Genomic DNA, 23,364 nt, shown 5'->3' on the forward strand with positions numbered 1-23,364 from the left:
GCGGGTCGATCCGCGCGTGGCAGGTCGGATCGCGCGTCGGGGGTCGGAAGTTCCGACCCCCGACGCGCGATCCCGCTCGCCCAGCTGGCACCGCGCCGGACTGGAGGCTCCCCACCAGCTGGTGGGGAGCCTCCAGGCCGTCAGACGCGGGTCATCGCGCCCATCTCGGTGACCACGACGCGCAGCGTCGCGGCGAGCTCGTCGCTGTCCGCGACCGTGGTGCGCTGTGCCAGCTCGATGAGCGCGGCCATCACGAGGGTCACGGCGGTCCTGGCCGTCTGCCGGTCGGTGCGCTCGGCCGCGACCTCGATGACGGCGGCGCGGACGGCAGCCATCCAGTCGAGCATCGTCGGCATCACCTCGGGGTGCCGTTCGACGAGGTCACGGGCGCGGTGCCGGTCCTGGGGGAGGGCCACGGTGTGCCCGACGAGGTCGCACAGGTCGGGCACCAGGGGGCCGTCCGAGGCGAGGAACCGCGCCCGGACGGCCGGAGGCACGGAGTTCGGCGGGAAGCCGAGCGCCGCGTCCGCCTTGGACGGGAAGTAGTTGAAGAAGGTCCGCGGGGAGACGTCCGCCTCGGCGCAGATCTGCTCGACGGTGACCCCGCCGAGGCCCTGCTCACCGACGAGCCGGAGTGCGGCGTCGTGGATGGCCTGGCGGGTCTGCTGCTTCTTCCGCTCGCGGAGGGAGGCGCAGGGCTCCGCGCCGGTGGGCAGTGCGGTGGGGGTCACGTTCTCGTCCCTGGTGGAAGGGTCCTGCGCCGGGAAGGGGAACACGGCGCAGGACCCGGTCGGTCACCGACGGGTGGTCGGGGTGGAGCCGGTCATCGGACCGGTGAAGGACCCGGCCTCGGCCGCGGCGAGACCGGCGTCGGCCTCGAGTTCGGCCTCGGCGGAGATGTCGGCGCGTTCCTGCAGGGCCGAGCGCTGTCGCAGCGGCGGGACCTTGAAGAACCAGGTCAGGACGAACGCCAGCAGGATGACCCCGAGCCCGACCCAGTAGATCGCCACGGACGAGGCGTTGAACCCGGCCATGAACGGTCGCGTCAGCGCCGTGTCGGCACCGGTGAGGAACGAGGTGTCGTTGGTGCTCGACGCACCCGAGTCGCCCTTCGCGGAGCCGTTGAGCTCCTTGATGATCGACGGCACGGCCTGCTCCACGTAGTACGCGCGCTGGTCGGGGTCCGACCAGTCGACGGCCAGGGCGCCGTTCTCGACGGTGGCGTGCGCCTGGTCGGCGGCCTGCTCGAGCGCGGCGTCCTCGGCGGCGGGCCGCGCGACGGCGACCTGCTGGTCGATGACCTCGGCTGCGGCGGCTGCGGGCACGGCACCCGCTGCGACCTGCTGCTGCACGGCGGCGGTGACCTGCTGGGTGACGGCCTGGTCGGCTGCCTGCTTCGCGGCGGCGGTGCCGTCGGCGAGGCCGGACTCCACCTGCTGGCGCAGCGGGGTGACGATCGGGTCCCAGATCTGGTCCATCACGCCGGCGTTCCGCGGTGCGGAGGCGACGGCCGGGTTGAGCGCGGCATCGAGGCCACCGGTCAGGTTGCCCTTGTCCGCGGTGGCGCTGAGGATGTTCGCCGGCATCACCGAGAACAGGATCGAGAGCAGCACGGCGGTGCCGAGCGTGCCGCCGATCTGGCGGAAGAAGGTCGCCGAGCTGGTCGCGACGCCCATGTCCTTCGCCTCGACGGAGCCCTGCGAGGCCAGGGTCAGCGACTGCATCACAGATCCGAGGCCGAGCCCGATGAGGAACATGCCGATCATCAGGAACCAGAGCGGCTTGTCGATGGACATGAACGTCAGGACGACGTAGCCCATCGAGACCAGGGCCGTGCCGATGACCGGGAAGATGCGGTAGCGGCCCACCCGGGCGACGATCTGCCCGGACGTGATGGACGCGATCATCAGACCACCGACCAGGGGCAGCGTGGCGAAGCCGGACTCGGTGGGGCTGAGCCCGACGACGATCTGCAGGTACAGCGGGATGGTGAGCATCGCGCCGAACATCGCGAACCCGACCAGGAACCCGATGACCGTGGCCATCGAGAACGTGCCCGAACGGAAGAGCTTGAGCGGGATGATCGCCGCGTCGCCCATCTTCGACTCGATGACGAGCAGGGCGACCAGGCCGACGACGCCGATCACGTAGCAGGCGATGGCTGCAGCGGAACCCCAGCCCCAGATGCGGCCCTGCTCGGCGACGAGCAGCAGCGGCACGAGCGTGACGATGACGGCGGTCGCACCCCACCAGTCGACGCGCGGCTTGGCGCTCGCGTCGTGCACCTTCGGCAGGTGCAGGAACACGATGACCATGAGGAGCGCGGCGATGCCGATCGGCACGTTGATCAGGAGCACCCAGCGCCAGCCGGTGATGAACAGGATCTCGCTCGTGCCGGCGAGCAGGCCGCCGATGAGCGGGCCGATGACGCTCGAGATGCCGAAGACGGCCAGGAAGTAGCCCTGGTACTTGGCGCGCTCACGCGGCGCGAGGATGTCGCCCATGATCGCGAGCGGCAGCGACATCAGCGCGCCGGCACCGATGCCCTGCACGGCGCGGAAGCCGGCGAGCATGAGCATCGACGTGGACATCGACGACAGCACGGCGCCGAGGATGAAGACCACGATGCCGAAGATGTAGAGCGGGCGGCGGCCGAAGATGTCGGAGAGCTTGCCGTAGATCGGCGTCGCGATGGTCGACGTGATCAGGTACGCCGTCGTGACCCACGCCTGCTGGTCGAGCCCGTGCAGGTCGTCACCGATGGTGCGGATGGCGGTGCCGAACACGGTCTGCCCGAGCGAGGACAGGAACATGCCGGCCATCAGGCCGTAGATGACGAGCAGGATCTGGCGGTGCGTCATGAGCGGCTGCCCGGAGCCGGGCGTGCCGGCTGCGGAGGCGCCGTGACGTCCGCGGTGCACCTGGACCGGTGCGGTGGCGGTTGACATGGGTTCCTTCGGTTCGATCGGTGGGGCGGCTGCTCGGGAGACCGGACGCACCGTCGCGCGGACCCGTGGGGTGGGCGTCGGCACCGTTCTCGACCTTGCAGCGAGTGCAAAGTTACACTAGATGCTTCCAGCAAGCAACTAAATGAGCGCCCTAGTCTTGGCACGTGACCGATGACCAGCCCGCCGCCACGCGCGGCGACTCCGAGCGCGCACTCCGCCAGCAGCTCGACCGGTTGTGGGTGCGGCAGGCCCTGCGCTCGGTGCTCATCGAGGACCGGGGTGGGCTCGATGCGACGGCGCGGGTGATCCTGCGCGCGGTCGAACGCCTCGGGCCGGTGCGCTCGACCGTCGTCGCCGAGCTGACCGGGCTGTCGCGGCCCGTGGTCAGCCGTCGCGTGGGCTCACTCGTCGCGGCCGGGCACCTGGCGAGCACGACGGACCCCGAGGACGGCCGCGCGAGCCTGCTCGAGGTCGCTCCCGCCGGTCAGCGCCTGCTCGATGTGCTCGACGCGCACGGGGACGAGGTCTTCGACGAGCTCATCGAGGTGTTCCCCGACGACGACCTGCGGGCGCTGTCCGCGCTGCTCGGGCGGCTGAACGACCGCGCGGACGAGGTCCTCGGCGCGGCTGTCCGCTCGCGCTGACGCGGACCCCGTCCCGCTCGCGCTGTCGCGGACCCGTCCCGCTCGCGCTGACGCGGACCCCGTGTCGGAGACGTCCCGGGCGCACCCGCCCTACGGCAGGATCGCGTCGATGTACCCGCCGTCCACCCGCACCGCAGCACCCGTCGTCGCCGAGGCGAGCGGTGACGCCAGGTACACCACCATGTTCGCGATCTCCGACGGCTCGATCAGCCGCTGCAGCAGCGACTGCGGCCGGTGCTCCTTCATGAACTCCCGCTGCGCCTCGTCCCACGGCAGGTCGTCCCCGACGAGCTCGCGCACGAAGGTCTCGACGCCACCCGTGTGCGTCGGCCCTGCGAGGACGTTGTTCACGGTGACGCCGGAGCCGGCCGCCGCCTTCGCGAACCCGCGGGACACCCCGAGCAGCGCGGTCTTCGTCATGCCGTAGTGGATCATCTCCGCCGGGGTGACGACGGCCGAGTCGCTGCCGATGAACAGCACCCGGCCCCAGCCGGCCGACGTCATCGCGGGCAGGTACTGCCGCGTCAGCCGCACGCCGACCATGACGTTCACCTCGAAGAAGCGGCGCCACTCGTCGTCCTCGATGCCCAGCGCGTCGGCGCTGCCGAACACCCCGAGGTTGTTCACGAGCACGTCGACCCGGGGCAGTGCCGCGAAGAGCGTCGCCGTGCCCTCGTCCGTCGCCAGGTCGGCAGCGACCCCGCGCACCGAAGCGTCGGGCACGGCGTCGCGGACGGCGTCGACGCCCCGCGCCGTGCTCTCCTCGGAGCGGCCGTTCACCACGACGGACGCACCGGCCGACGCGAGTCCGGTGGCGATCGCCAGGCCGATGCGCTGGGTGGATCCGGTCACGAGGGCGGTCCTGCCGCCGAGGTCGATCTGCACGGGAGCTCCTTGGTTCGTGGGTGGACCTCCATCGTCCCCCGTCGTCCGCTCTGCCGCAGCCCGCGACGGACGGGAGGCTCCCCACCAGCTGGTGGGGAGCCTCCCGTCCGTCTCGTGCTGCCGGAGCAACCGGTGCCGGATCAGCCAGCGGGCACCGCACTCGTCAGCGCGCTCCGGACGGACCCCCACGCCGCGAGGCGCTCGCGCACCGCGTCGTGCCGCTCCGCGGCCAGCGCGTCGGCGTGGGCCTGCTCGAGCACCTCGTCGATGACGATGCGGGTGCCGGTCCTGGTGGAGCGGATCGCGGCCTCGACCATCGCGAGGCTCATGATGTTCGTGTGCACCTCGCCGTCCGGGGTGACCCCGGTGCGGAGTGCACGCACGAAGGACGTCAGGGCACCGCCGATCTCGGTCCCGACGCCGGGGGCGGCCTCGGGGGAGCCGGGGGTGCCGTCACGGTCGCTCGACGGGTCGTGGTCGCCGTCCCACAGCGCGGTGCCCTCCGCGCCCGATGCCCGCCAGTCGCCGTTCCAGGACGTCTCGGCTCCGGGTGCGCACCAGGAGCCGTCGTAGACGTAGCGGACGTCGCCCTCGAAGGTGAAGACCGCTGCGGCCGCTGCGTCACCGCGGTACCAGGACCACGAGGGGTTGTACGACTCGCAGTAGACCGACACCGGGTCGCGTTCGAGCACGTAGCGGGCCGAGTCGAACGGGTGGATGGCCATGTCGAGGAGCAGGACGTCGTCCATCTCCTCGCGGAAACCGCCGAAGTGCGGGGCCTTCGCGAAGCGGGTGCTCAGCGTGCCGAGGTCGCCGAGGTCGCGGACGTGCTGCCGGAACGCGACGAGCTGGTCGTTGTAGCGCCGCGACTGCGACACCATGAACAGCTCGCCGGTGGCCTCGGCGGCGGCGGCCAGGGACAGCGCCTCGGCGACGGTCTGCGCCGCGGGCTTCTCGCCGAGCACGGGGAGGCCGGCGTGCAGGGCCTCGAGCGTGATGGGGTGGTGGGCGACGGGCACGGTGATGTCGAGCACGGCCTCGGCCCCGGTCTCGGCGGCCAGGGCGGTCAGGCTCGTGCCGACCGGGATCCCGGGGTCGCCGGCCAGTTCGGCACCGGCACGGGCGACGTCGAGGTCCAGGTCCACGATGCCGACGAGTTCGACGTCCGGGTCGGCGGCGACGGTGCTGAGCCAGGCGCGGCCCATCCCGCCGGCGCCGACCTGCACGACGCGGAGGGCGGTCACGCCCGGACCTCGGCGTCGAGCGGGGCTGCGTCGTGCTCGGCTGCCGCGTCCTCGACGGGGGCGTCGTCGAACGGGCCGCGGTAGTGCTGGCCGTCGAAGTACTCGCCGAGGTCGTAGCGGCGGAGCGTCGGGACCTCCCGCTCGCGCTCGGGCCGTGCCCACTCGGTGGCGTTCGCGATCACGCGGCGGACGTCGGGGTGGTGGTACACGGGGAAGTCCTGGTCACCGGGGGAGAAGTAGAAGATCTTCCCCAGGCCGCGTCGGTAGGTCATGCCGCTCCGGAACACCTCGCCGCCGGTGAAGCCCGAGATGAACACGAGCTCGTCGGGGGTCGGCACGTCGAAGTACTCGCCGTACATCTCCTGCTCGGGGATGACGATCGGGTTCGGGACGCCGCGCGTGATCGGGTGCTGCGGGTTCACGGTCCAGACGAGTTCCTGGTCGTGCTCGCTGCGCCACCGGAGCGTGCAGGTGGTGCCCATCAGCTTGCCGAAGATCTTCGACCAGTGGCCCGAGTGCAGGACGATCAGGCCCATGCCGGACAGCACGTGCTTGTGCACGCGGTCGACCACGGCGTCGTCGACGTCCTGGTGCGCGGCGTGGCCCCACCAGGTGAGGACGTCGGTCTGGGCGAGGACCTCGTCGGTCAGGCCGTGCTCGGGGTCCTGCATGGTCGCGGTGCGGACGACGGCGTCGGGCAGGTTCTCGCGGATGCCGTCGGCGATCGCGCCGTGCATGCCGTCGGGGTACCGCTCGGCGACGTGCTGTTCGACCTGCTCGTGGACGTTCTCGCCCCAGACGGTGATGCGGAGCGGTGTGGTGGTCGTGTCGCTCATGTCGTTGCTTCTTCTTCCCTGATCGGGGTCGTGTCGTTCGGATGTGTGGGTCACTTGACGGCTCCGCCGAGGGCGCCGGCGGAGATGTACCGCTGCGCGAAGATCAGCAGCACGGCGGCCGGCAGGGACGCCAGCACGCTCGTCGCCATCACGGGCCCCCAGTCGGTGACGTTCGACCCGATGTAGTTGTAGATGCCGAGCGTGATCGGGCGGACCGCGGTCGTCGAGGTCAGCGTGAGGGCGATGAGGAAGTCGCCCCAGGCCCCGAGGAACGTGAACAGCGCCGCGGTGACGATGGCGTTCCGGCTGATCGGGACGACGATCGACACGAACGCCCGGAAGTCGCTCGCTCCGTCGACCAGGGCCGCCTCGACCAGGCTCGGCGGGATCGACTCCATGAAGGCGCGCATCAGCAGGATGGCGAACGGCACCTGCACGGCGCTGTCGGCGAGGATCAGGCCGACGTAGCTGTTCAGGAGCCCCACGTTGTTGAACAGCGTGTACAGGGCGTTCGCGATGACGATCGCCGGGATCATCTGCGTGATGAGCAGCACGAGCAGGAAGACCCGCGTGCCACGCATCCGGAACCGGGCGAGGCCGTACGCCGCCGGGGTGGCGACGGCCAGCGTCAGGACGACGGTCCCGAGGCTGATCACCATGCTCGAGACGAAGTTCTGGCCCTGCTGTTCGAGCGCCGCGCGGTAGCCGGCGAGCGTCGGCGCCAGGGGGAACCACGTCGCCGTGGCCGCACCCGAGGTCGCCTGGAAGCTCGTGTTCACCATCCAGTAGACGGGGAACACCATGATCGCGAGGAACACGATGCCGAGGACGGTCAGCGGGATCCCCCGCTTGCCGCGCGGTCGCGGGACCTTCGCGCCGCGCCTGGTGGTGATCGCGCGGGTCGCGGTCACGGTCTGGTTCACGATCCCGACGCTCATTCGTCGACCGCCTTCCGGGAGATCGCGATGTAGACCATCGCGAAGACGAACGAGACGACGATCAGCACGTTGCTGACCGCGGCTCCGATGCCGAACTGGAAGTTGATGAAGGACTGGTGGTACGCGTTGGTCGCGAGCGTCTGGGTGGAGTTCGCCGGCCCGCCTCCGGTGAGGCCGAGGATGATGTCCACGACCTTCAACGTGTAGACCACCCCGAGGACGATCACGACGCTCACCACCGACCGGATGCTCGGCCAGGTGATGTACCGGAAGGCCTTGATGCCCGTGGCGCCGTCGAGCGACGCGGCCTCGTAGAGCTCCGGTGGGACGGACTGCAGCCCGCTGTAGAGGATCGTCGTGTTGAACGGGATGCCGAGCCACACGTTGACGCCGATCACGGCGAGGAGCGCCAGGCTCGGGCTGACCAGCCACGGCACCGGGGCGATCCCGACCACGCCGAGGAGCTGGTTGAGCGCACCGCTGTCCTGGTCGAGGAGCCACTTCCACACCGCGCTCGAGGCGATGAGGGGGAGCAGCCACGGCAGCAGGAGCAGGCCGCGCAGGAAGCCCGACAGCGGGAAGTGGCGGCGGAAGAACAGCGCCAGGCTCAGCCCGATGACGAACTGCAGGATGATCGAGCCGGCCGTGAACAGGGCGGTGTTCACGACACTCGTCGCGAACACCGAGCTCTGGAACACGGCGATGTAGTTGCTCAGGCCGACCCAGGGGGCCTCGCCCGTGAAGAAGGTCTTCGTCGTGTAGTCCTGGAAGGACATCACGATGTTCTTGGCCACGGGGTAGCCGAAGAACAGCGCGACGAACACGGCTGCCGGGACCACGAAGAGCCACCGGGTCATGCCGGCCCGCATGCGCGCTCGCCGCTGGCCGGGTCGTTGGGGGACCACGGGCACCTGGGTCCGTGGTCGGGTCTGTGTTGAGGCGCTCACGCCGGTTCCTCTCGTTCACCACCGAGGGAGTCGACCGGACGACCGGCTCCCGCGTTCACCACCGGGCGGGGAGCCGGCCGGACGACCGGCTCCCCGTGGAGGGAGTCGACCGGACGGCCGACTCCGTCCGCACTACTGGCTCTGCGACTGCGCCTGCTTGAGCGCTGCCTCGGGGTCGGCCTTGCCGGTGAGGGCGAGCTGGACGGCGGTGTAGATCTTCGTCGCGGCCTTGGGCCAGTCGGGTCCGAGCTCACCCGTGCGGGCGCGAGCGGTCTTCACCGTGGTGACGAAGGAGGCGACCTCCGGGTGGTCCGTGGCCCAGGCGGCGCCGGCCTCGATGTTCGTCGGGACGTTGCCGGTGGTGCCGGCGATGACCTTCTGCATCTTCACGGAGTTGAGGCAGCCGACGAACTTGCCGGCGAGCGTCATGGTGTCCTTGTTGCCGGTCTGCGGGACGGTGAACGCCTCGCCGCCGAGCGGTGCGACGGTCGCCTCGCCGGTCCGGGTCGGGATCGGGACGCTGTCGAACTCGAGGTTCTTCGCCGCGTTCAGCGCGGGGAGCTGCCACGGGCCGTTGATCATCATGGCGGCCTTGCCGGCGATGAACTGGCTGTTCACGTCGGCCTGCGCCCAGTTGATCGAGCTCTTCGACATCGAGCCGTCGTTCTGCAGGCCCTCGACGAACTGCAGGGCCTGCGTGGCCTCGGGGGTGGCGATGTCCTTCTCGTCCCCGCCGTTGGACCAGAACATCGGCAGGAACTGCCAGGTGCCCTCGTAGGTGTTGATGTTGCTCATCGCGAAGCCGTAGGTCGACCCCTTCGTGAGCTTCTTGGCGGCCGCCTGCAGCTCGTCCCACGTCTTGGGCGGCTGGACACCGGCGTCGGCGAGGAGCTTCTTGTTGTAGTACAGCGCGATCGAGTTCGTCGCCGGCTGCAGCCCGTAGAGCTTGCCCTTGTACGTGTTCGCCGCCTTGACGCCGGGCACGTCGCCGCTGGCGTCGAGGCCGTAGTCACCGAGGTCGGACAGGGCGCCGGAGGCGGCGATCTGCTGCACGTCGGGGTTGTCGAGCATGAGCACGTCGGGCAGCGACCGGGACGATGCCTGCTGCAGCACCTTCGCGATCAGGCCGGCGCCGGCGACGTGGTTGATGGTGAGCTTCGCGTCCACCGTCTTGGCGCACTGCTTGTAGATCGGGTTGTAGTTCGCCGCGTAGTAGTCCTCGATCGTGAGGGTCTTGCCACCGGACGACGCGGCACCGCTGCCGGAGCACCCGGTGAGGACGAGGGGGATCGCGGCGACCACCGCGACGGCGCCGACGAGGGCACGGATCCTGCGTGACGTGGAGGGGAGGCTGGGCTTCATTGCATAGCTCTTCTCGTTGACGGGTGCTTGGGGTCAGGCACGCGTCGCCGACGCTCGGGACGTCGTCGTCGCGGGTCTTCTTGAGGCGAGAAGCTAACAGATAAGCGCTTTGCCTGTAAAGCGCTTTTCTGCAAATGGTCCCGCTAAGCTGGGAACGTCTCAGTTCGATGTCGGTACGACCTCGGCTGGTCCAGACCACGACCCCGAGAGCAGGAACCGCCTTGGCCACGATGCAGCAGGTCGCCGACCGCGCCGGCGTGTCCATCGCCACCGTCTCCTTCGTGGTCAACGGCACGAAGTACGTCACGCCCGCCACCACCGCGCGGGTGAAGGCGGCGATGCGCGACCTGAAGTTCCGGAACAACGTCGTCGCCCGGGCGCTCGCGTCACGCCGCACCCGGATCATCGCGCTGCTGTTCCCGACGACCGGCAACCGGTTCAGCCCCACCACGTCGGAGTTCTTCATGGCCGCCGCCGAGCGGGCGTCCGAGCGCGGCTACCACCTGGTGCTCTGGCCGGTCGACCCCGCTGGTGACGACCTCGACGACCTGGTCTCCGGGGGGCTCGTCGACGGGGTGGTGCTCATGGAGGTGCGCATGGACGACCCCCGCGTCGCCAAGCTCTCCGAACTCGACGTCCCCTTCACGCTCATCGGCCGGACCCGGGACAGCAGCGGGCTGCCCTACGTCGACATCGACTTCGAGACGACGATCGAGGACAGCCTCGACCACCTCGAGGAGCTCGGGCACCGGCACTTCGGACTCGTGCTCGAGGACCTGGCGGGCACCCCGATGGAGGGCTACGCGCCGCACCTCCGGGTGGAGGCCACCTTCGAGCGCTCGATCGCCGACCGCGGGCTCACCGGGACCGTCGTGTACTCGGAGGCCGGGAGCGAAGGTGGTCGCGAGGCCGCCCGGCAGCTCCTCGAGGCCGCGCCCGACGTCACCGCGGTGCTCGTCATGAAGGACGACTCGTCCGCCGGGCTCCTGGTCGGGCTGTACGCCGCCGGACGCCGGATCCCCGAGGACGTCTCGGTGCTGAGCATCGCGTCGTCCGGTGCCGCGGGGGACCAGCACTACCCGCGGCTCTCCACGATGGTCGCGCCCGGCCGGGAGCTCGGCACGCGGGCGGCCGACGCCCTCATCGAGCAGCTCGACGGCACCTCGGCGGACCTCCCGCACTTCCTGCTGCCGTGCGTCCTCCGTCCCGCGGAGTCCACGGCCGCGGCGCCGCGCTCCGCATGACCCGCGCTGCCGGAGCCCGTACCCACCGGACGGGAGGCTCGGTGCCAGGCCGGCACGAGCCTCCCGTCCGGCGCGGTGCGCGTTCGCGCCCATCGCACTCGCGATGGCAAGTGGGATCGCGCGTTGGTGGTCGGAAGACCCGACCACCAACGCGCGATTCGACCCTCTACGCGGGGATCGACCCACCACGCACGAGAGCGGCGCGACGTCTTCGGGGGACGTCGCGCCGCTCTCGTGTGTGCAGCGTCAGCGCTGGCGCGCCGTGTCGGTGAACAGGTCGTCGAAGACCGTCTGGTCCTCGGTCGGCTGTTCCCCGAACTTCCACTTGCGTCGCATCCTCCGGAAGGTGGTGATGCGGACCGGGTCGATGCCCGGCTCGGTGTCGTAGTTGCTCACAGCGTCCTCCGTCCTGATCCGTCCCCAGGTGTTCCCACCGGGTCAGACGCTACGACCGAGCCTCTTGCGATGACCGGATTTAGGTAGAAGACTTATCCAACTGCGCTCCGCGGACAATGAACCCGAAGGTTCGTCGCGCCCCCTCTAATCTGCCGTTCAGGGGCTCGGGGCCCCGCCGTCGAGCGCCCGGACCACACGGTCGATGATGCGGACGAACCGGGCCTTGTCGCGATCGGAGAAGGAGGACATCAGCTCGTGCAGGTGCTCGTTCGTGCTGTCCATCGCGGCGTGGTACTGCTCCCGGCTGGTGTCCGTGAGCTCGATCAGGCGGCTCCGTCCGTCGTCGGGGTTCGGGCGGCGCAACAGGTGACCCGACCGCTCCAGGCGGTCGACCGCGCTGGTGACCGCCGGCCCGGTGATGCCGAGGTGCGAGGACAGGTCCTTCACGCGAACGGGTCGTCCGCCGGACTCGGCGCGGGACACGAACTGCACGACGGTCAGGTCGACGCCCGCGATGCCCAGGTGCTCGCGGAGCCGGTTGCGCAGGGCAGCCATCGAGGCGTCGAGTCGCGTGAGCGCGGCGTCGAGGTCGAGCTCCAGGTCGCTGGCCGTCACCCCGTCGCCTCCTCCGTGCGTCTCGGCTGCGCGTCACGTTACGCCCAGGTCAGGGCAACAGCGTATCCAGATAGCGAGGAGAACGTCACAGGCAGCACCTCGGCGTGGCGGGCGGTGCACTGATGCCCGATGCCCAGAACGACGGTCCGTCCGCGTCGGTCGACCTGATCCGCATCGAGGTCACCGGACGCGACCCCGAGTCGGCCGTCCGCGACCTGACCGCCGTCGGTGCAGGTCGTCAGTGGACGTCGCGCCGCACCGGTGCCGACTACTCCTACCGCTACACGGCGATCGGCGACAGCGAGGTGACGATCCGCCGCTCCCGCGTGCAGGGCTTCGTCCGTGGCGTCGTCGACCCCGGGGACGACTACGTCGTGCAGTGGGTGACCGCGGGGTCCGTGGTCGTCGACCTCGACGGGGAGCGCGTCGACTCCCGCCGTGACGCCCCCACGCTCTACCCGACGGAGCAGGCCTTCGTCGTGATCGGCAACGACTCCGACCAGCGCCTGGTCCACCTGTCCCGCGCGATGGTCCACGACGTCGCCGTCGACCACTACGACGTCGGTGAGTCGCCCCTGCGGTTCGACCACCACCGGGCGCCCGACGCGAGCGCGCTCGGCCGGTGGGGGGACGCGCTCGTCAGCCTGTCGCGGGCGCTCCGCGACGGGGTCGAGTCCCGGGCCTGGGGGATCGCGAAGCGTGCGGCGGCGGAGGCCTTCCTCGGGTTGTACCCGCCGCGCTCGGAGGCCCTGCCCGCTGAGCTGTCGCTGCCGAGGAACGCCCGGCTGCGCGCGATGGTCGAGTACGTGCACGCCCACGTCCGCGAGCCCGTGACGGTCGGCGACCTCGCCACCGTCGGGGAGCTCAGCGTGCGGAGCGTCCAGGAGTCCTTCGCGCGGGTGCTCGGCGTCTCGCCCCTGACCTACCTGCGCGAGGTGCGGCTCGAGCGCGTGCGCGACGACCTCCTCGAGCAGGACCCGCAGTCGGTGACCGTCGGTGACGTCGCACGGCGCTGGGGGTTCGCGCATCTCGGCCGGTTCTCGGCCGCGTACTACGAGCGGTTCGGCGAGTACCCGAAGCAGACGCTGCGACGCTGAGGGCGCCGCGTCAGGCGGCTTCGACGCGCCGTACCTCGGTCGGCACGGGGCCGGTGCTCCGCCGCACGCGGAGGCTCGTCGTCATCCGCACGTGGTCGGGGCCGGGTTCGCCGCGGAGCATCGCGAGCAGCATGTCGACCGCCGCGGCGCCGAGCTCGGCCAGGGGCTGGGCGACGGTGGTGAGCGGCGGCGAGGTCATCGAGGCCTGGGGCACGTCGTCGAACCCGATCACCGAGAGCTCCTCCGGGACACGGAGCCCGAGGTCCGCGGCGGCGCGCAGGACGCCCATCGCGGAGGAGTCGTTCGCGGCGAACACGGCGGTCGGGCGGTCCGGGGCGGTGAGCAGCTCGCAGGCGACGGCCGTGGCCTGGTCCTCCTGGTAGTCACCGGCGCGGACGAGGTCCTCGTCGATCGGGATCCCGGCGGCGGCGAGCGCCTCGCGGTACCCGGTCTCGCGGAGCTGTGCCGACGCCAGGTCCGCACGGCCGTGGATGTGGGCGATCCGGGTGTGGCCGAGGGCGAGCAGGTGTTCGACCGCGCTCCTGGCGCCGCCGGCGTTGTCGGTGTCGACCGTGGCGTGGCCCTCGGGGCCGGTGTGCGGGTCGATCGCGACCACGGGGATGGACGAGCTCGACAGCGCCGTGCTCGGCGTCACGACGATGGCGCCGTCGATGAGCGTGCCGGAGAGCCGGGAGAGCGAGCGGCGTTCCCACCCGGGCTGGCTCGATCCGGTCACGAGGCCGGCGTAGGCGAGCAGCTCGTACCCGGTGCCGATCGCCGCGCTCGAGACGCCACGGAGCAGCTCGGTGGAGAACGGCTCGAACTCGGGGACCAGGATCCCGATGACGCCGGTACGGGAACTGCGCAGGCTCCTGGCGACGAGCGAGGTCTCGTAGCCGAGACGCTCGACGACCTCCTGCACGCGGAGCATCGTCGCCGAGGCCACGCCGTCGCGGTTGTTGATCACCTTCGACACCGTCGGGATGGACACCCCGGCGGCGCGCGCGACGTCGCCGATCGTCACGCGGTCATGGCCGCGCTGCGCACCGACAGCGGTCTCCATGTGCTCACCGTACCGGTGTGCGCCGTCTGGCGGGGGTGTCGGCGTTGGTAAAGAAAACGTTATCGATATCGATTGACAAGCCGGTGGAGCGCCTGGCACGCTCTGTCGCAGCGGCAGTCGATGTCGCGCATGTCAACGACGACACCGAGGAGTTCCACGATGACGAGGAAGATCCGAGCCGCGGCAGCCATCGCGCTGATCGGGGCCACCGCACTGACGGCCGCAGGCTGTTCCGCGGGCAGTGACGCATCGAGCGGTGACGGCAAGGTCTCGATGACCTTCTGGCACAACTCGACCACCGGTCCGGGCAAGGCCTTCTGGGAGAAGACCGTCAAGGACTTCGAGCAGGCCCACCCGAAGGTCACGATCAAGATCCAGGCGATCCAGAACGAGGACCTGGACGGCAAGCTCCAGACGGCGCTGAACTCCGGTTCCGCTCCCGACGTGTTCCTGCAGCGCGGCGGCGGCAAGATGAACGCCATGGCCCAGGCCGGCCAGCTCATGGACATCACCAGCTCCATCGGCAAGAACGCCAAGACCGAGGTCAGCGCCGGTGCCTTCAAGGGCTACGAGCTCGACGGCAAGACCTACGCGATGCCGGTCGACGTGAACCCCGAGGGCATCTGGTACAGCCAGGACCTCTTCAAGCAGGCCGGCATCGAGGGCACGCCCACGACGATGGACGAGCTGAACGCGGACATCCAGAAGCTCAAGGACGCCGACATCCAGCCGGTGGCCGTCGGCGCCAAGGACGCCTGGCCCGCAGCGCACTGGTACTACAACTTCGCGCTGCGCGCCTGCAGCGAGAAGACGCTGAACGGTGCCGCGAAGGACCTCAAGTTCACGGACAGCTGCTGGAAGCAGGCCGGTCAGGACACCAAGACGTTCTTCGACACCAAGCCCTTCAACGACGGCTACCTGACCACCGCCGCCCAGCAGGGTGCCGGCAGCTCGGCCGGCCTGGTCGCGAACCACAAGGCCGCCATGGAGCTCATGGGTGCGTGGGACCCGGGCGTGATCTCCTCGCTCACCCCCGACGCCAAGCCGCTCGCCGACCTCGGCTTCTTCCCCTTCCCGGAGGTGTCCGGCGGCAAGGGTGCGCCCGGTTCGATGATGGGTGCGGTCGACGGGTACTCCTGCTCCGCCAAGGCGCCGAAGCAGGCGTGCACGGACTTCCTCAACTACATGACGACGAAGGACGTGCAGGAGCAGTACTACAAGGCGTTCAACGCGATCCCGGCGAACGAGTCGGCCCAGTCCGTCGTCACCGAGCCCTACCTGAAGACCGTCCTGACGGCCTACAACAAGGCACCGTTCGTGTCGAACTACCTGGACACCCTGTACGGCCAGAACGTCGGCAACGCGCTCAACACCAGCGTCGTCGACCTGCTCGCCGGCAAGGGCTCGGTCAACGACATCGTCAAGACCGTCAACCAGGCCGCGGCGAAGGGCTGACCCGACCCATGGCCACCTCTGTCGCACCTCGTCCTCCCCGCTCCAGTGAGCGGGCGGACGCGGGACGCACCACCGGGGCCGACGGCGCACAGCCGTCGGCCCCGGCCGGCCGGTCCCGGAAGCGCCCCGTCGCCGACGTCCGCAAGCGGGTCGAGATCGCCCTGCTCGCCGGTCCGGCGACGATCATGTTCGTCGGCTTCGTCATCCTGCCGGTCGCCCTGGCCGCCTACTACGGCTTCTACAAGTGGCAGGGCTACGGCACCCCGACGGACTTCGTCGGGTTCGACAACTACAAGATCATCTTCACCGACCCCGACTTCCGGGGCGTGCTGTGGCACAACCTGTTCATCGTCATCGGGTCGCTGCTCGTGCAGGGGCCGATCGCGATCATCCTGGCGCTGCTGCTGAACCAGCGCATCCGGGGCCGTGGGCTCATCCGCGTGCTCATCTTCGTGCCGTACGTCATCTCCGAGGTGATCGTCGGCACCGGGTGGAGCCTGATGCTCTCGAGCAGCGGGGCCGTGAACGACCTCCTGCAGACGCTCGGTCTCGGTGGCCTCCGCAACGACTGGCTGTCGAACCCGGACATCGCGATCTGGACGCTCCTGGCGATCATCTCGTGGAAGTACATCGGCTTCGCGGTCATCCTGTTCCTGGCCGGCCTGCAGAGCATCCCCGAGGAGCTGTTCGAGGCCGCACAGCTCGACGGTGCCGGCTACTGGCAGATCCAGCGGCGCATCACGCTGCCGCTCCTCGGCCCGACGCTGCGCATCTGGGCGTTCCTGTCGATCATCGGGTCGCTGCAGCTGTTCGACCTCGTCTACATCATCTGGGGCCAGTACATCGCCTCGACCGCGGGGACCTCGACGATGGCGACGTACATGGTCGCCAACGGCCGCAACTCCGGCAACTACGGGTACGGCAACGCCGTGGCCGTGGTGATCTTCCTCATCTCGCTGGTGATCGCACTCGTCTACCAGCGGTTCGTCCTGCGTCGCGACACCGCCGGCGCACTCACGGAGAAGGCCACACGATGACCGCCACCGCATCCATCATCGCGCCGAAGGGTCGCCGTGACCGCGGGCGTGGGGACTCCGGTCCGGTCCGCCGCGAACGGAACCTCGGCACGTACTTCATCGCGCTGCTGTTCATCGCGGTGTGCGTCGGCCCCGTCGCGTACATCGTGCTCGGCGGCTTCCGCACCAACGCGCAGATCACGTCGAGCCCGGCTGGTCTGCCCGCACCGTGGAACTTCGGCAACTACAGCGCCGTGCTCTCCAGCGGGGTGTTCTGGCAGGAGCTCGGCAACTCGCTGATCGCGGGCATCACGACCACCATCGGTGTCGTCGTGCTCGGCTTGATGGTGAGCTTCGTGCTGGCCCGCTACCACTTCCGTGGTCGTGGCGTGCTGTACTCGCTGTTCGCCGCCGGCCTGATGTTCCCGATCACCGTCGCGATCACGCCGCTCTACCTGCTCGTGAAGGACCTCGGTCTCACGAACAGCCTGGCCGGCGTGATCCTGCCCCAGATCGCCTTCGGCCTGCCGACGACCGTCATCATCCTGGTGCCGTTCCTCCGGGCGATCCCGGACGAGCTCGAGGAGGCGGCCTCGATCGACGGGGCGAGCCGGCTCGGGTTCTTCTTCCGGATGGTCGTGCCGCTGTCGCTCCCCGGCGTCGTCACGACCGGCATCCTGGCGTTCATCGGCAGCTGGAACAGCTACATCCTGCCGCTGTTCATCCTCAACGACGCGTCGGCCTACACGCTGCCGCTCGGGGTGCAGGCGTTCTCGTCGCAGTACTCCGTGGACACGGCCAGGGTCCTCGCGTTCACCTCGCTGTCGATGATCCCGGCGCTGGCGTTCTTCGCGGTGTTCCAGCGCCGCATCGTCGGTGGCCTGACGGGTGCGGTGAAGGGATGACCGCGACGGACGCGACCAACCTGACGGACGCGGCCCCGAGCCTCCAGGCCGGCGGCACGGCCGGGACCGGCAGCACCGGGACCACCGCGCCCGCCCGCCGGGCCGAGGACCTGCTCGCCGCCATGACGCTCGAGGAGAAGACGGCGCAGCTCGTCGGCTACTGGCTCGACCAGAACGGGCTCGTCGCCCCGATGCAGGGCGAGATGACCAGTGGCACGCCCGAGGGGCCGACGGCGACGCTCGCCGAGGTCACGCGGGACGGCCTCGGCCAGTTCACCCGCGTCTACGGCACCCGCCCCGTCGAACCCGACGAGCGGGCGGCCTGGCTCTGGGACGAACAGCGCCGGCTGAAGCGCGAGACCCGACTCGGGATCCCCGCGCTCGTCCACGAGGAGTGCCTCACCGGGCTCGCCGCGTGGAAGGCCGCCACGTTCCCCACCCCGCTCGCGTGGGGTGCCGCGTTCGACCCGGAGCTCGTCGAGCAGGTCGGCGCCGTCATCGGCCGGTCCATGCGGCAGCTCGGGGTGCACCAGGGCCTCGCGCCCGTGCTCGACGTCATCCGCGACCCCCGCTGGGGCCGGGTCGACGAGTGCATCGGTGAGGACCCGTACCTGGTCGGCACCGTCGGCACCGCGTACGTCAAGGGGCTGCAGAGCGCCGGCGTCGACGCGACGCTGAAGCACTTCCTCGGGTACTCGGCCTCGCAGGCCGGACGGAACCACGCGCCGGTGCACGCCGGACCCCGCGAGGTCGCCGACGTCTACCTGCCCCCGTTCGAGATGGCGCTGCTCGACGGCGGCGCCCGCTCGGTGATGAACTCGTACGCCGAGGTCGACGGCGTGCCCGTCGCGGCCAACGGTGCCCTGCTCACCGACCTGCTCCGTGACCGTCTGGGCTTCGACGGCACCGTCGTCGCCGACTACTTCTCGGTCGCGTTCCTCGAGGTCATGCACGGCATCGCCACCGACCGCGGTGACGCCGCGGCCATGGCGCTCGAGGCCGGCATCGACGTCGAGCTGCCCACGGGCGACGCGTACCTCGCACCGCTCGTCGAGCGCGTCCGCAGCGGTGCGGTCGACGAGGCCCTGGTCGACCGGGCCGTCCTGCGCGTCCTCCGGCAGAAGGAACGGCTCGGACTGCTCGACCCCGACGTGTTCGAGGACGACGCCCCCACCGGCGTCGATCTGGACACCGTCGAGCACCAGGACCTCGCTCGACGGCTCGCCGCCCGCTCGCTCGTGCTCCTGGCGAACGACGGGGTGCTGCCCCTCCAGGCGCCGGCCGACCGGATCGCGGTGATCGGCCCGAACGCCCATCGCGCGGAGGCCCTGCAGGGGTGCTACTCGTTCGCGAACCACGTGCTCGCGACGCACCCCGACCTGCCGCTGGGCTTCTCGATCCCGACGGTGCTCGAGGCGCTGCCGGCGGCGCTGGCGGGGCGGGGTGGCGGGGCGGACGTCCAACAGCTCCGCTTCGCGCCCGGCTGCGCCGTCACCGGCGACGACCGCTCCGGCTTCGACGAGGCCGTGGCCCTCGCCTCCGCCTCCGACGTCGCCGTCCTGGTCGTCGGTGACCAGGCGGGCCTGTTCGGCCGCGGCACCGTCGGCGAGGGCAACGACTCCGAGTCGCTCGAACTGCCCGGCGTCCAACGCGAACTGGTCGAGGCCGTCGTCGCCACCGGCACCCCGACGGTCCTGGTGCTCCTGACCGGCCGGCCGTACGCGATCGGCTGGGCGCTCGACGGCCCGGGCGCACGCCCCGCCGCCGTCGTGCAGGCGTTCTTCCCGGGGGAGGGCGGCGGTCTCGCGATCGCCGACCTGCTCACCGGTGCCGCCGAGCCGTCCGGCCGCCTGCCGGTCTCGCTCCCGCGGTCCGCCGGCGCGCAGCCGTACACGTACCTGCACCCGCGGCTCGGCGGTCCGTCGGACGTCACGGCCACGGACTCGACACCGGTGCGCCCGTTCGGCTTCGGCCTGACGTACACGACCTTCGTCCACGAGGACCTGGTCGTCGACCCCGCCGTCACCACCGACGGCACCTTCACCGCCGAGGTCACCGTCCGCAACACCGGCGCCCGCCCGGGGAGGACGTCGTCCAGCTCTACGGCCACGACGTCGCCGCCAGCGTCACCCGCCCGGTCGTGCAGCTCCTCGGGTACGCCCGCGTGGCGCTCGGCCCGGGGGAGTCCGCGCGGGTCCGCTTCGCCGTCCCGGTGCAGCGGTTCGCCTTCACCGACCGGCACCTCCGGAAGGTGGTCGAGCCGGGTGACGTCGAGGTGTGGGTCGCGTCCCACGCGGCGGCGTCCCGGCCTGGAGGCCCGCTCGATTCCGGTGGGATCGTCGCGGTGGGCGACGGGCCGGCTGCTGTCGACGTGCCCGGCTCCGCCACGGAGCGTGCGACGGTCGCCGTCACGGGGGCCGTGCACGAGGTCGCGCTCAGTGAGCCGCGCATCGTGGGGTGGTCGCTGGTCTGACGACCGGGTCGGCCGCTTGACCGCATCGCCGCGAGACGCCGGGGTTCAGGGGCGTCTCGCGGCGGTGTGCCGTGGGGTCAGAGGTCGAGGACGCCGTCGTCCGCGTGGGACCGGGGCGGCAGTGCCGTGAGGACGTCCTCCTCGAGGTGCACGGTGACGTGGGTCCAGTCGATCGGCCGACCGGTCGCGTCGAAGACCCGGTACCGCCTGCGCAGTCGGAGGAACGGCACCGCGGTGTGCTCGAAGGAGACCACCACCTCGGTGTCGGGCCAGCTGCCCTCCGTGACCACCTGGACGTCGCGGTGGTCGCTCGGGGCACTCCGCGGCTCGGGGTGGTCGCGCGTCCCCAGGACCACCCGCTCGTCGAGGCCGATGAACTGGGCACGCAGCCGGTCGACCGCACGTGCGCGGGAGACCTCGTCCGCGTCCCACAGCGGCCAGCGCGTCCCCGCAACACCGGCGAGGTCGAGGCGGTCGAGCCAGGGTGCTCGCCGCGCCTCGCGCGCGTCGATGGCCTGCTCCCAGGCGTCCTCGTCCTCCTCGGCTGCCGGCTCGGACTCCAGGGCGTCCGTGTCGATGGACCGCGGGAGCGCGCTGGAGACGTCGACGCGGACCTCGTGCGGCTCGTACACGACGTCCCACCAGCCGCCGCCGTCGCCACCGTCCTCGTCCTCGTGCACGACGCGGCGAGGCCCCGTCGGGAAGTACCGCACGACGAGGGTCGCGCCCTCCCGACGCACGTCGTCGACGAGGTGGTCGGCGCGGATCACCGTGCGGGTGCCGTCCGGTGCGATCCACACCAGGTCAGTGGGCGGGGTCGGCAGCGGGGGACTCGGGGCCGGGGCCGGATCGGCGCGCTCGAGTGGGTCGGAGTCGCGCTGTCCGGGGTCCTCCCCGGCGACGACGACGTCAGTGTCGGCCGTGTCGTCCGTGTCGTCCGTGTCGGCGAAGCCGATGGACCACGTGTAGCCGTCGTCGTCGTCGTCGTCGCTGTCCTCGTCCGTGGGCTCGGCCCACTCGGACGGGTCGGGCCAGAACGGTTCCTCTGGCGTCCTCGGCAGCGTCGCGGGATCGATGTCGGCGGGGTCGGCGGGCTCGTCGTCGTCTTCGTCGTCGTCGCTCATCCACTCCGACGCGTCACGCGGGTCGCCGAGCCACAACCCGCCCTCGTCAGCGCCGAGCGGACGGAGGCCGTCGAGCTCGACGCCGTCCGAGACGCCGCTCGGACCGAGGTGCACGGCGACGGTCCCGGACCGACCCCGGCCGTCCTCGTCGAGCCCGGGCCCGTCGGACCGGTAGAGCAGCCACGCTCCGGACGCCGTCGGCAGCACCTCGACCTCCTCGAGTGCACGGTCCGGCAGCGAGACGCCGGGCCAGGTGAGCCACCGGACCGACCCGGCGGTCACCACGGCCGCGACGGGTCGGAACAGGTCGGGCACGAGCGTCGTCGCACCGACCGCCACCGCGTCGGCGGGGACGAGCGGGTCCTCAGGTGCTGCCATGGTCCCGACGCTACTGCCGAGCCCCGCTTTCGTGCGGTGGACAATCTCCGTCGCCGTCCGGGAGCGTCCGCCTACCGTCCCGGCCATCGCGGTGGACCATCCAGGGACCAGCCCGGACCAGGCCGCGAACAGAAGGAGCGATCGTGTACTTCCACAAGCAAGAACTGCAGTTCAAGGCCACTCCTGACAAGCCGGACGCCGTCTACGCCAGGAAGCTGCAGGAGGTGCTCGGCGGTCAGTACGGCGAGATCTCCGTGGCCATGCAGTACCAGTTCCAGGCGTGGAACATGCACATGCCCGGCAAGTACCGCGACCTGGTGTTCGGCATCGGCGCGGAGGAGATGGGCCACGTCGAGATGCTCGCGACGATGATCGCGCAGCTGCTGGAGAAGTCGCCGCTCGGGATCACCGAGGACGCGGTGCAGGACGACCCGACCGTCGCCGCGATCATCGGCGGCACCGACGTCCAGCACGGCATCGTGGCCGGCGCCGGGGCTCGTCCTGTCGACAGCAACGGCAACCCCTGGCAGGGGTCGTACATCACCGCCAGCGGCAACCTGCTCGCCGACTTCACGGCGAACGAGAACGCCGAGATGCAGGGCCGTGTCCAGGCCGCGCGGCTGTACCACATGACCGACGACCACGGCGTCCGTGACCTCCTCGGCTTCCTCATCGCCCGCGACACGATGCACCAGAACATGTGGGCGTCCGCCGCGGCCGAACTGCGCGAGGCCGGCATCGAGGACTTCCCGGTGCCGAACAAGTTCCCGCAGTCCAAGGAGCACACGGAGTTCAGCTACCAGTACCTGAACTTCTCGGACGGTGCCGAGGCAGGCAACGGCCCCTGGGCCAGCGGTCCGTCGTTCGACGGCAAGGGCGAGTACTCGTACCACGACGGCCCCACGTCGTCGGTGCCGATGCCCCCGCCCACGCACCCGGACACCCGGTTCTACGGCACCACGGAACTCCCGAACATCATCGAGAAGACCGCCGGCGCCGTGCAGGACAAGCTCAACAAGGAGTGACCGTGGTCGGCCGTCGGACAGGAGCGCAGCGACTGGTACCGCTGCGCCTGTCCGGCGGCCGCTCCACCTGGGATGTGGCTCACCGGCCGGCGGTTAGCGTCCCGACCATGCGAACCACTGCGAAGACCGCTTCCGCCCTCGTCGGCTCCGTCACCCTCGCCCTGCTGCTCGCGTCCTGCAACGGCGCAGCCCAGGAGCCGAACCCGGCGAACACCGGACCTCTCGCCGAGAACACCACGAGGGCCGCGACGTGCGACACCGCCTCGAGTGCGACGGTCGACGCGATCAACGCCCTGACCGGCAGCGACGACGTCTCGACGGTGAACATCGAGGCCGCTGACGGTGGCTGGTACCTCGGCACGACCCCGGCGTCCGGCGGCGACGTCGCTCTCTGGGCCACGACCGTCGACCCCACTGCCGACGACTTCGACGGCACGGTCTTCCCGCTCAACCGCACCGCCACCGACGAGGTCGACGCCCCGACGGCGACGGCGTCCCCGGCGCCCAAGACCTTCACCGCCGACTCCGCAGCCGCCAGCCGCGTCGAGAACTGCGTGACGGACGGCGCCAGCAAGTAGCCCTGCCGCTTCCGCCCCTGGTTCGTCGCACGCGGGTCCATGCCCGCGCATCGGGCACGGGAGGTCGCGTCCCCTCCCTCCCTCCCGTCCGTCCGCGCCCCGGCGCCCGCCCGTGTCTCGGCCCCGCGGACACATCGCGCCGCGCTCGCCTCGAGCGATGTCCGCCCGGCCGAGACTCGCTTCGCGCCGCT

The 23,364-nt window shown here is 70.7% G+C and carries 20 protein-coding genes and 1 pseudogene; 9 read left to right on the forward strand and 12 right to left on the reverse strand.

Translation table 11 applies throughout. The features are described from left to right. Window positions 1-140: 140 nt before the first annotated feature. Both OVA28_RS07900 and OVA28_RS07905 read right to left on the reverse strand, forming a co-directional pair. Window positions 141-731 (reverse strand): TetR/AcrR family transcriptional regulator, encoded by a 591-nt coding sequence (locus OVA28_RS07900; protein ID WP_194661289.1) that lies wholly within the window; start codon window positions 729-731, stop codon window positions 141-143. 63 nt (window positions 732-794) lie between these two features. Beyond that, window positions 795-2,948, reverse strand: a complete 2,154-nt coding sequence (locus OVA28_RS07905; protein WP_268096504.1) for an MDR family MFS transporter — start codon at window positions 2,946-2,948, stop codon at window positions 795-797. Window positions 2,949-3,112: 164 nt separating this feature from the next. On the opposite strand from OVA28_RS07905, the gene OVA28_RS07910 reads away from it, so the two are divergent. Then, window positions 3,113-3,592 (forward strand): MarR family winged helix-turn-helix transcriptional regulator, encoded by a 480-nt coding sequence (locus OVA28_RS07910; protein WP_194661287.1) that lies wholly within the window; start codon window positions 3,113-3,115, stop codon window positions 3,590-3,592. A 90-nt stretch (window positions 3,593-3,682) separates the two neighbouring features. On the opposite strand, the gene OVA28_RS07915 is transcribed toward OVA28_RS07910, so the two are convergent. From OVA28_RS07915 to OVA28_RS07940, 6 genes are all read right to left on the reverse strand, one after another. Next, window positions 3,683-4,477, reverse strand: coding sequence for an SDR family NAD(P)-dependent oxidoreductase (locus tag OVA28_RS07915; RefSeq protein WP_268096506.1), 795 nt, complete (start codon window positions 4,475-4,477; stop codon window positions 3,683-3,685). A 140-nt stretch (window positions 4,478-4,617) separates the two neighbouring features. Beyond that, entirely contained in the window at window positions 4,618-5,682 is a 1,065-nt protein-coding gene (locus tag OVA28_RS07920) for a Gfo/Idh/MocA family protein (RefSeq protein WP_194661439.1), read from the reverse strand. A 35-nt stretch (window positions 5,683-5,717) separates the two neighbouring features. Continuing rightward, window positions 5,718-6,557, reverse strand: coding sequence for a ThuA domain-containing protein (locus OVA28_RS07925; protein ID WP_268096508.1), 840 nt, complete (start codon window positions 6,555-6,557; stop codon window positions 5,718-5,720). 50 nt (window positions 6,558-6,607) lie between these two features. Further along, window positions 6,608-7,495: a carbohydrate ABC transporter permease gene (locus OVA28_RS07930; RefSeq protein WP_442780772.1), complete on the reverse strand. Its 888-nt coding sequence runs from the start codon at window positions 7,493-7,495 to the stop codon at window positions 6,608-6,610. Beyond that, window positions 7,492-8,364 carry a carbohydrate ABC transporter permease gene (locus OVA28_RS07935; protein ID WP_416354648.1) on the reverse strand — a complete coding sequence of 291 codons (873 nt, stop codon included), beginning with the start codon at window positions 8,362-8,364 and terminating at the stop codon, window positions 7,492-7,494. The genes OVA28_RS07930 and OVA28_RS07935 overlap by 4 nt, the downstream gene beginning before the upstream one ends. Before the next feature lie 210 nt (window positions 8,365-8,574). Further along, a complete protein-coding gene (locus OVA28_RS07940) occupies window positions 8,575-9,804 on the reverse strand; it encodes a sugar ABC transporter substrate-binding protein (protein ID WP_194661283.1) in 1,230 nt (409 codons plus the stop codon). A 230-nt stretch (window positions 9,805-10,034) separates the two neighbouring features. Between OVA28_RS07940 and OVA28_RS07945 the strand changes: the two genes are divergently transcribed. Then, window positions 10,035-11,048, forward strand: coding sequence for a LacI family DNA-binding transcriptional regulator (locus OVA28_RS07945; protein ID WP_268098174.1), 1,014 nt, complete (start codon window positions 10,035-10,037; stop codon window positions 11,046-11,048). A 246-nt stretch (window positions 11,049-11,294) separates the two neighbouring features. Here OVA28_RS07945 and OVA28_RS07950 read toward each other — a convergent pair whose 3' ends face one another. Continuing rightward, a complete protein-coding gene (locus OVA28_RS07950; RefSeq protein ID WP_175481309.1) occupies window positions 11,295-11,444 on the reverse strand; it encodes a hypothetical protein in 150 nt (49 codons plus the stop codon). 156 nt (window positions 11,445-11,600) lie between these two features. Then, entirely contained in the window at window positions 11,601-12,059 is a 459-nt protein-coding gene (locus OVA28_RS07955) for a MarR family winged helix-turn-helix transcriptional regulator (protein ID WP_194661282.1), read from the reverse strand. Window positions 12,060-12,181: 122 nt separating this feature from the next. On the opposite strand from OVA28_RS07955, the gene OVA28_RS07960 reads away from it, so the two are divergent. After that, on the forward strand, window positions 12,182-13,156 hold the full coding sequence (locus OVA28_RS07960; protein ID WP_268096509.1) for an AraC family transcriptional regulator: 975 nt from the start codon (window positions 12,182-12,184) through the stop codon (window positions 13,154-13,156). Window positions 13,157-13,166: 10 nt separating this feature from the next. Here OVA28_RS07960 and OVA28_RS07965 read toward each other — a convergent pair whose 3' ends face one another. Continuing rightward, entirely contained in the window at window positions 13,167-14,219 is a 1,053-nt protein-coding gene (locus OVA28_RS07965; RefSeq protein ID WP_268096511.1) for a LacI family DNA-binding transcriptional regulator, read from the reverse strand. 159 nt (window positions 14,220-14,378) lie between these two features. On the opposite strand from OVA28_RS07965, the gene OVA28_RS07970 reads away from it, so the two are divergent. From OVA28_RS07970 to OVA28_RS07985, 4 genes and pseudogenes are all read left to right on the forward strand, one after another. Then, entirely contained in the window at window positions 14,379-15,674 is a 1,296-nt protein-coding gene (locus OVA28_RS07970) for an ABC transporter substrate-binding protein (RefSeq protein WP_268096512.1), read from the forward strand. Between the two features lie 8 nt (window positions 15,675-15,682). Next, entirely contained in the window at window positions 15,683-16,711 is a 1,029-nt protein-coding gene (locus OVA28_RS07975; RefSeq protein ID WP_268096513.1) for a carbohydrate ABC transporter permease, read from the forward strand. Next, complete coding sequence (locus OVA28_RS07980) at window positions 16,708-17,595, forward strand: carbohydrate ABC transporter permease (RefSeq protein WP_194661277.1); 888 nt, start codon at window positions 16,708-16,710, stop codon at window positions 17,593-17,595. The genes OVA28_RS07975 and OVA28_RS07980 overlap by 4 nt, the downstream gene beginning before the upstream one ends. A 122-nt stretch (window positions 17,596-17,717) precedes the next feature. Next, a pseudogene (locus tag OVA28_RS07985) lies at window positions 17,718-20,068 on the forward strand (glycoside hydrolase family 3 N-terminal domain-containing protein). 77 nt (window positions 20,069-20,145) lie between these two features. On the opposite strand, the gene OVA28_RS07990 reads toward OVA28_RS07985, so the two are convergent. After that, window positions 20,146-21,570, reverse strand: a complete 1,425-nt coding sequence (locus OVA28_RS07990; protein ID WP_268096514.1) for a hypothetical protein — start codon at window positions 21,568-21,570, stop codon at window positions 20,146-20,148. Window positions 21,571-21,713: 143 nt separating this feature from the next. On the opposite strand from OVA28_RS07990, the gene OVA28_RS07995 reads away from it, so the two are divergent. Both OVA28_RS07995 and OVA28_RS08000 read left to right on the forward strand, forming a co-directional pair. Continuing rightward, a complete protein-coding gene (locus OVA28_RS07995; protein ID WP_268096515.1) occupies window positions 21,714-22,595 on the forward strand; it encodes a manganese catalase family protein in 882 nt (293 codons plus the stop codon). Between the two features lie 107 nt (window positions 22,596-22,702). After that, window positions 22,703-23,173, forward strand: coding sequence for a hypothetical protein (locus OVA28_RS08000; RefSeq protein WP_268096516.1), 471 nt, complete (start codon window positions 22,703-22,705; stop codon window positions 23,171-23,173). Window positions 23,174-23,364: the final 191 nt, after the last annotated feature.

The sequence above is a fragment of the Curtobacterium sp. SL109 genome, from assembly GCF_026672405.1.
In the GTDB taxonomy this organism is placed as follows: domain Bacteria; phylum Actinomycetota; class Actinomycetes; order Actinomycetales; family Microbacteriaceae; genus Curtobacterium.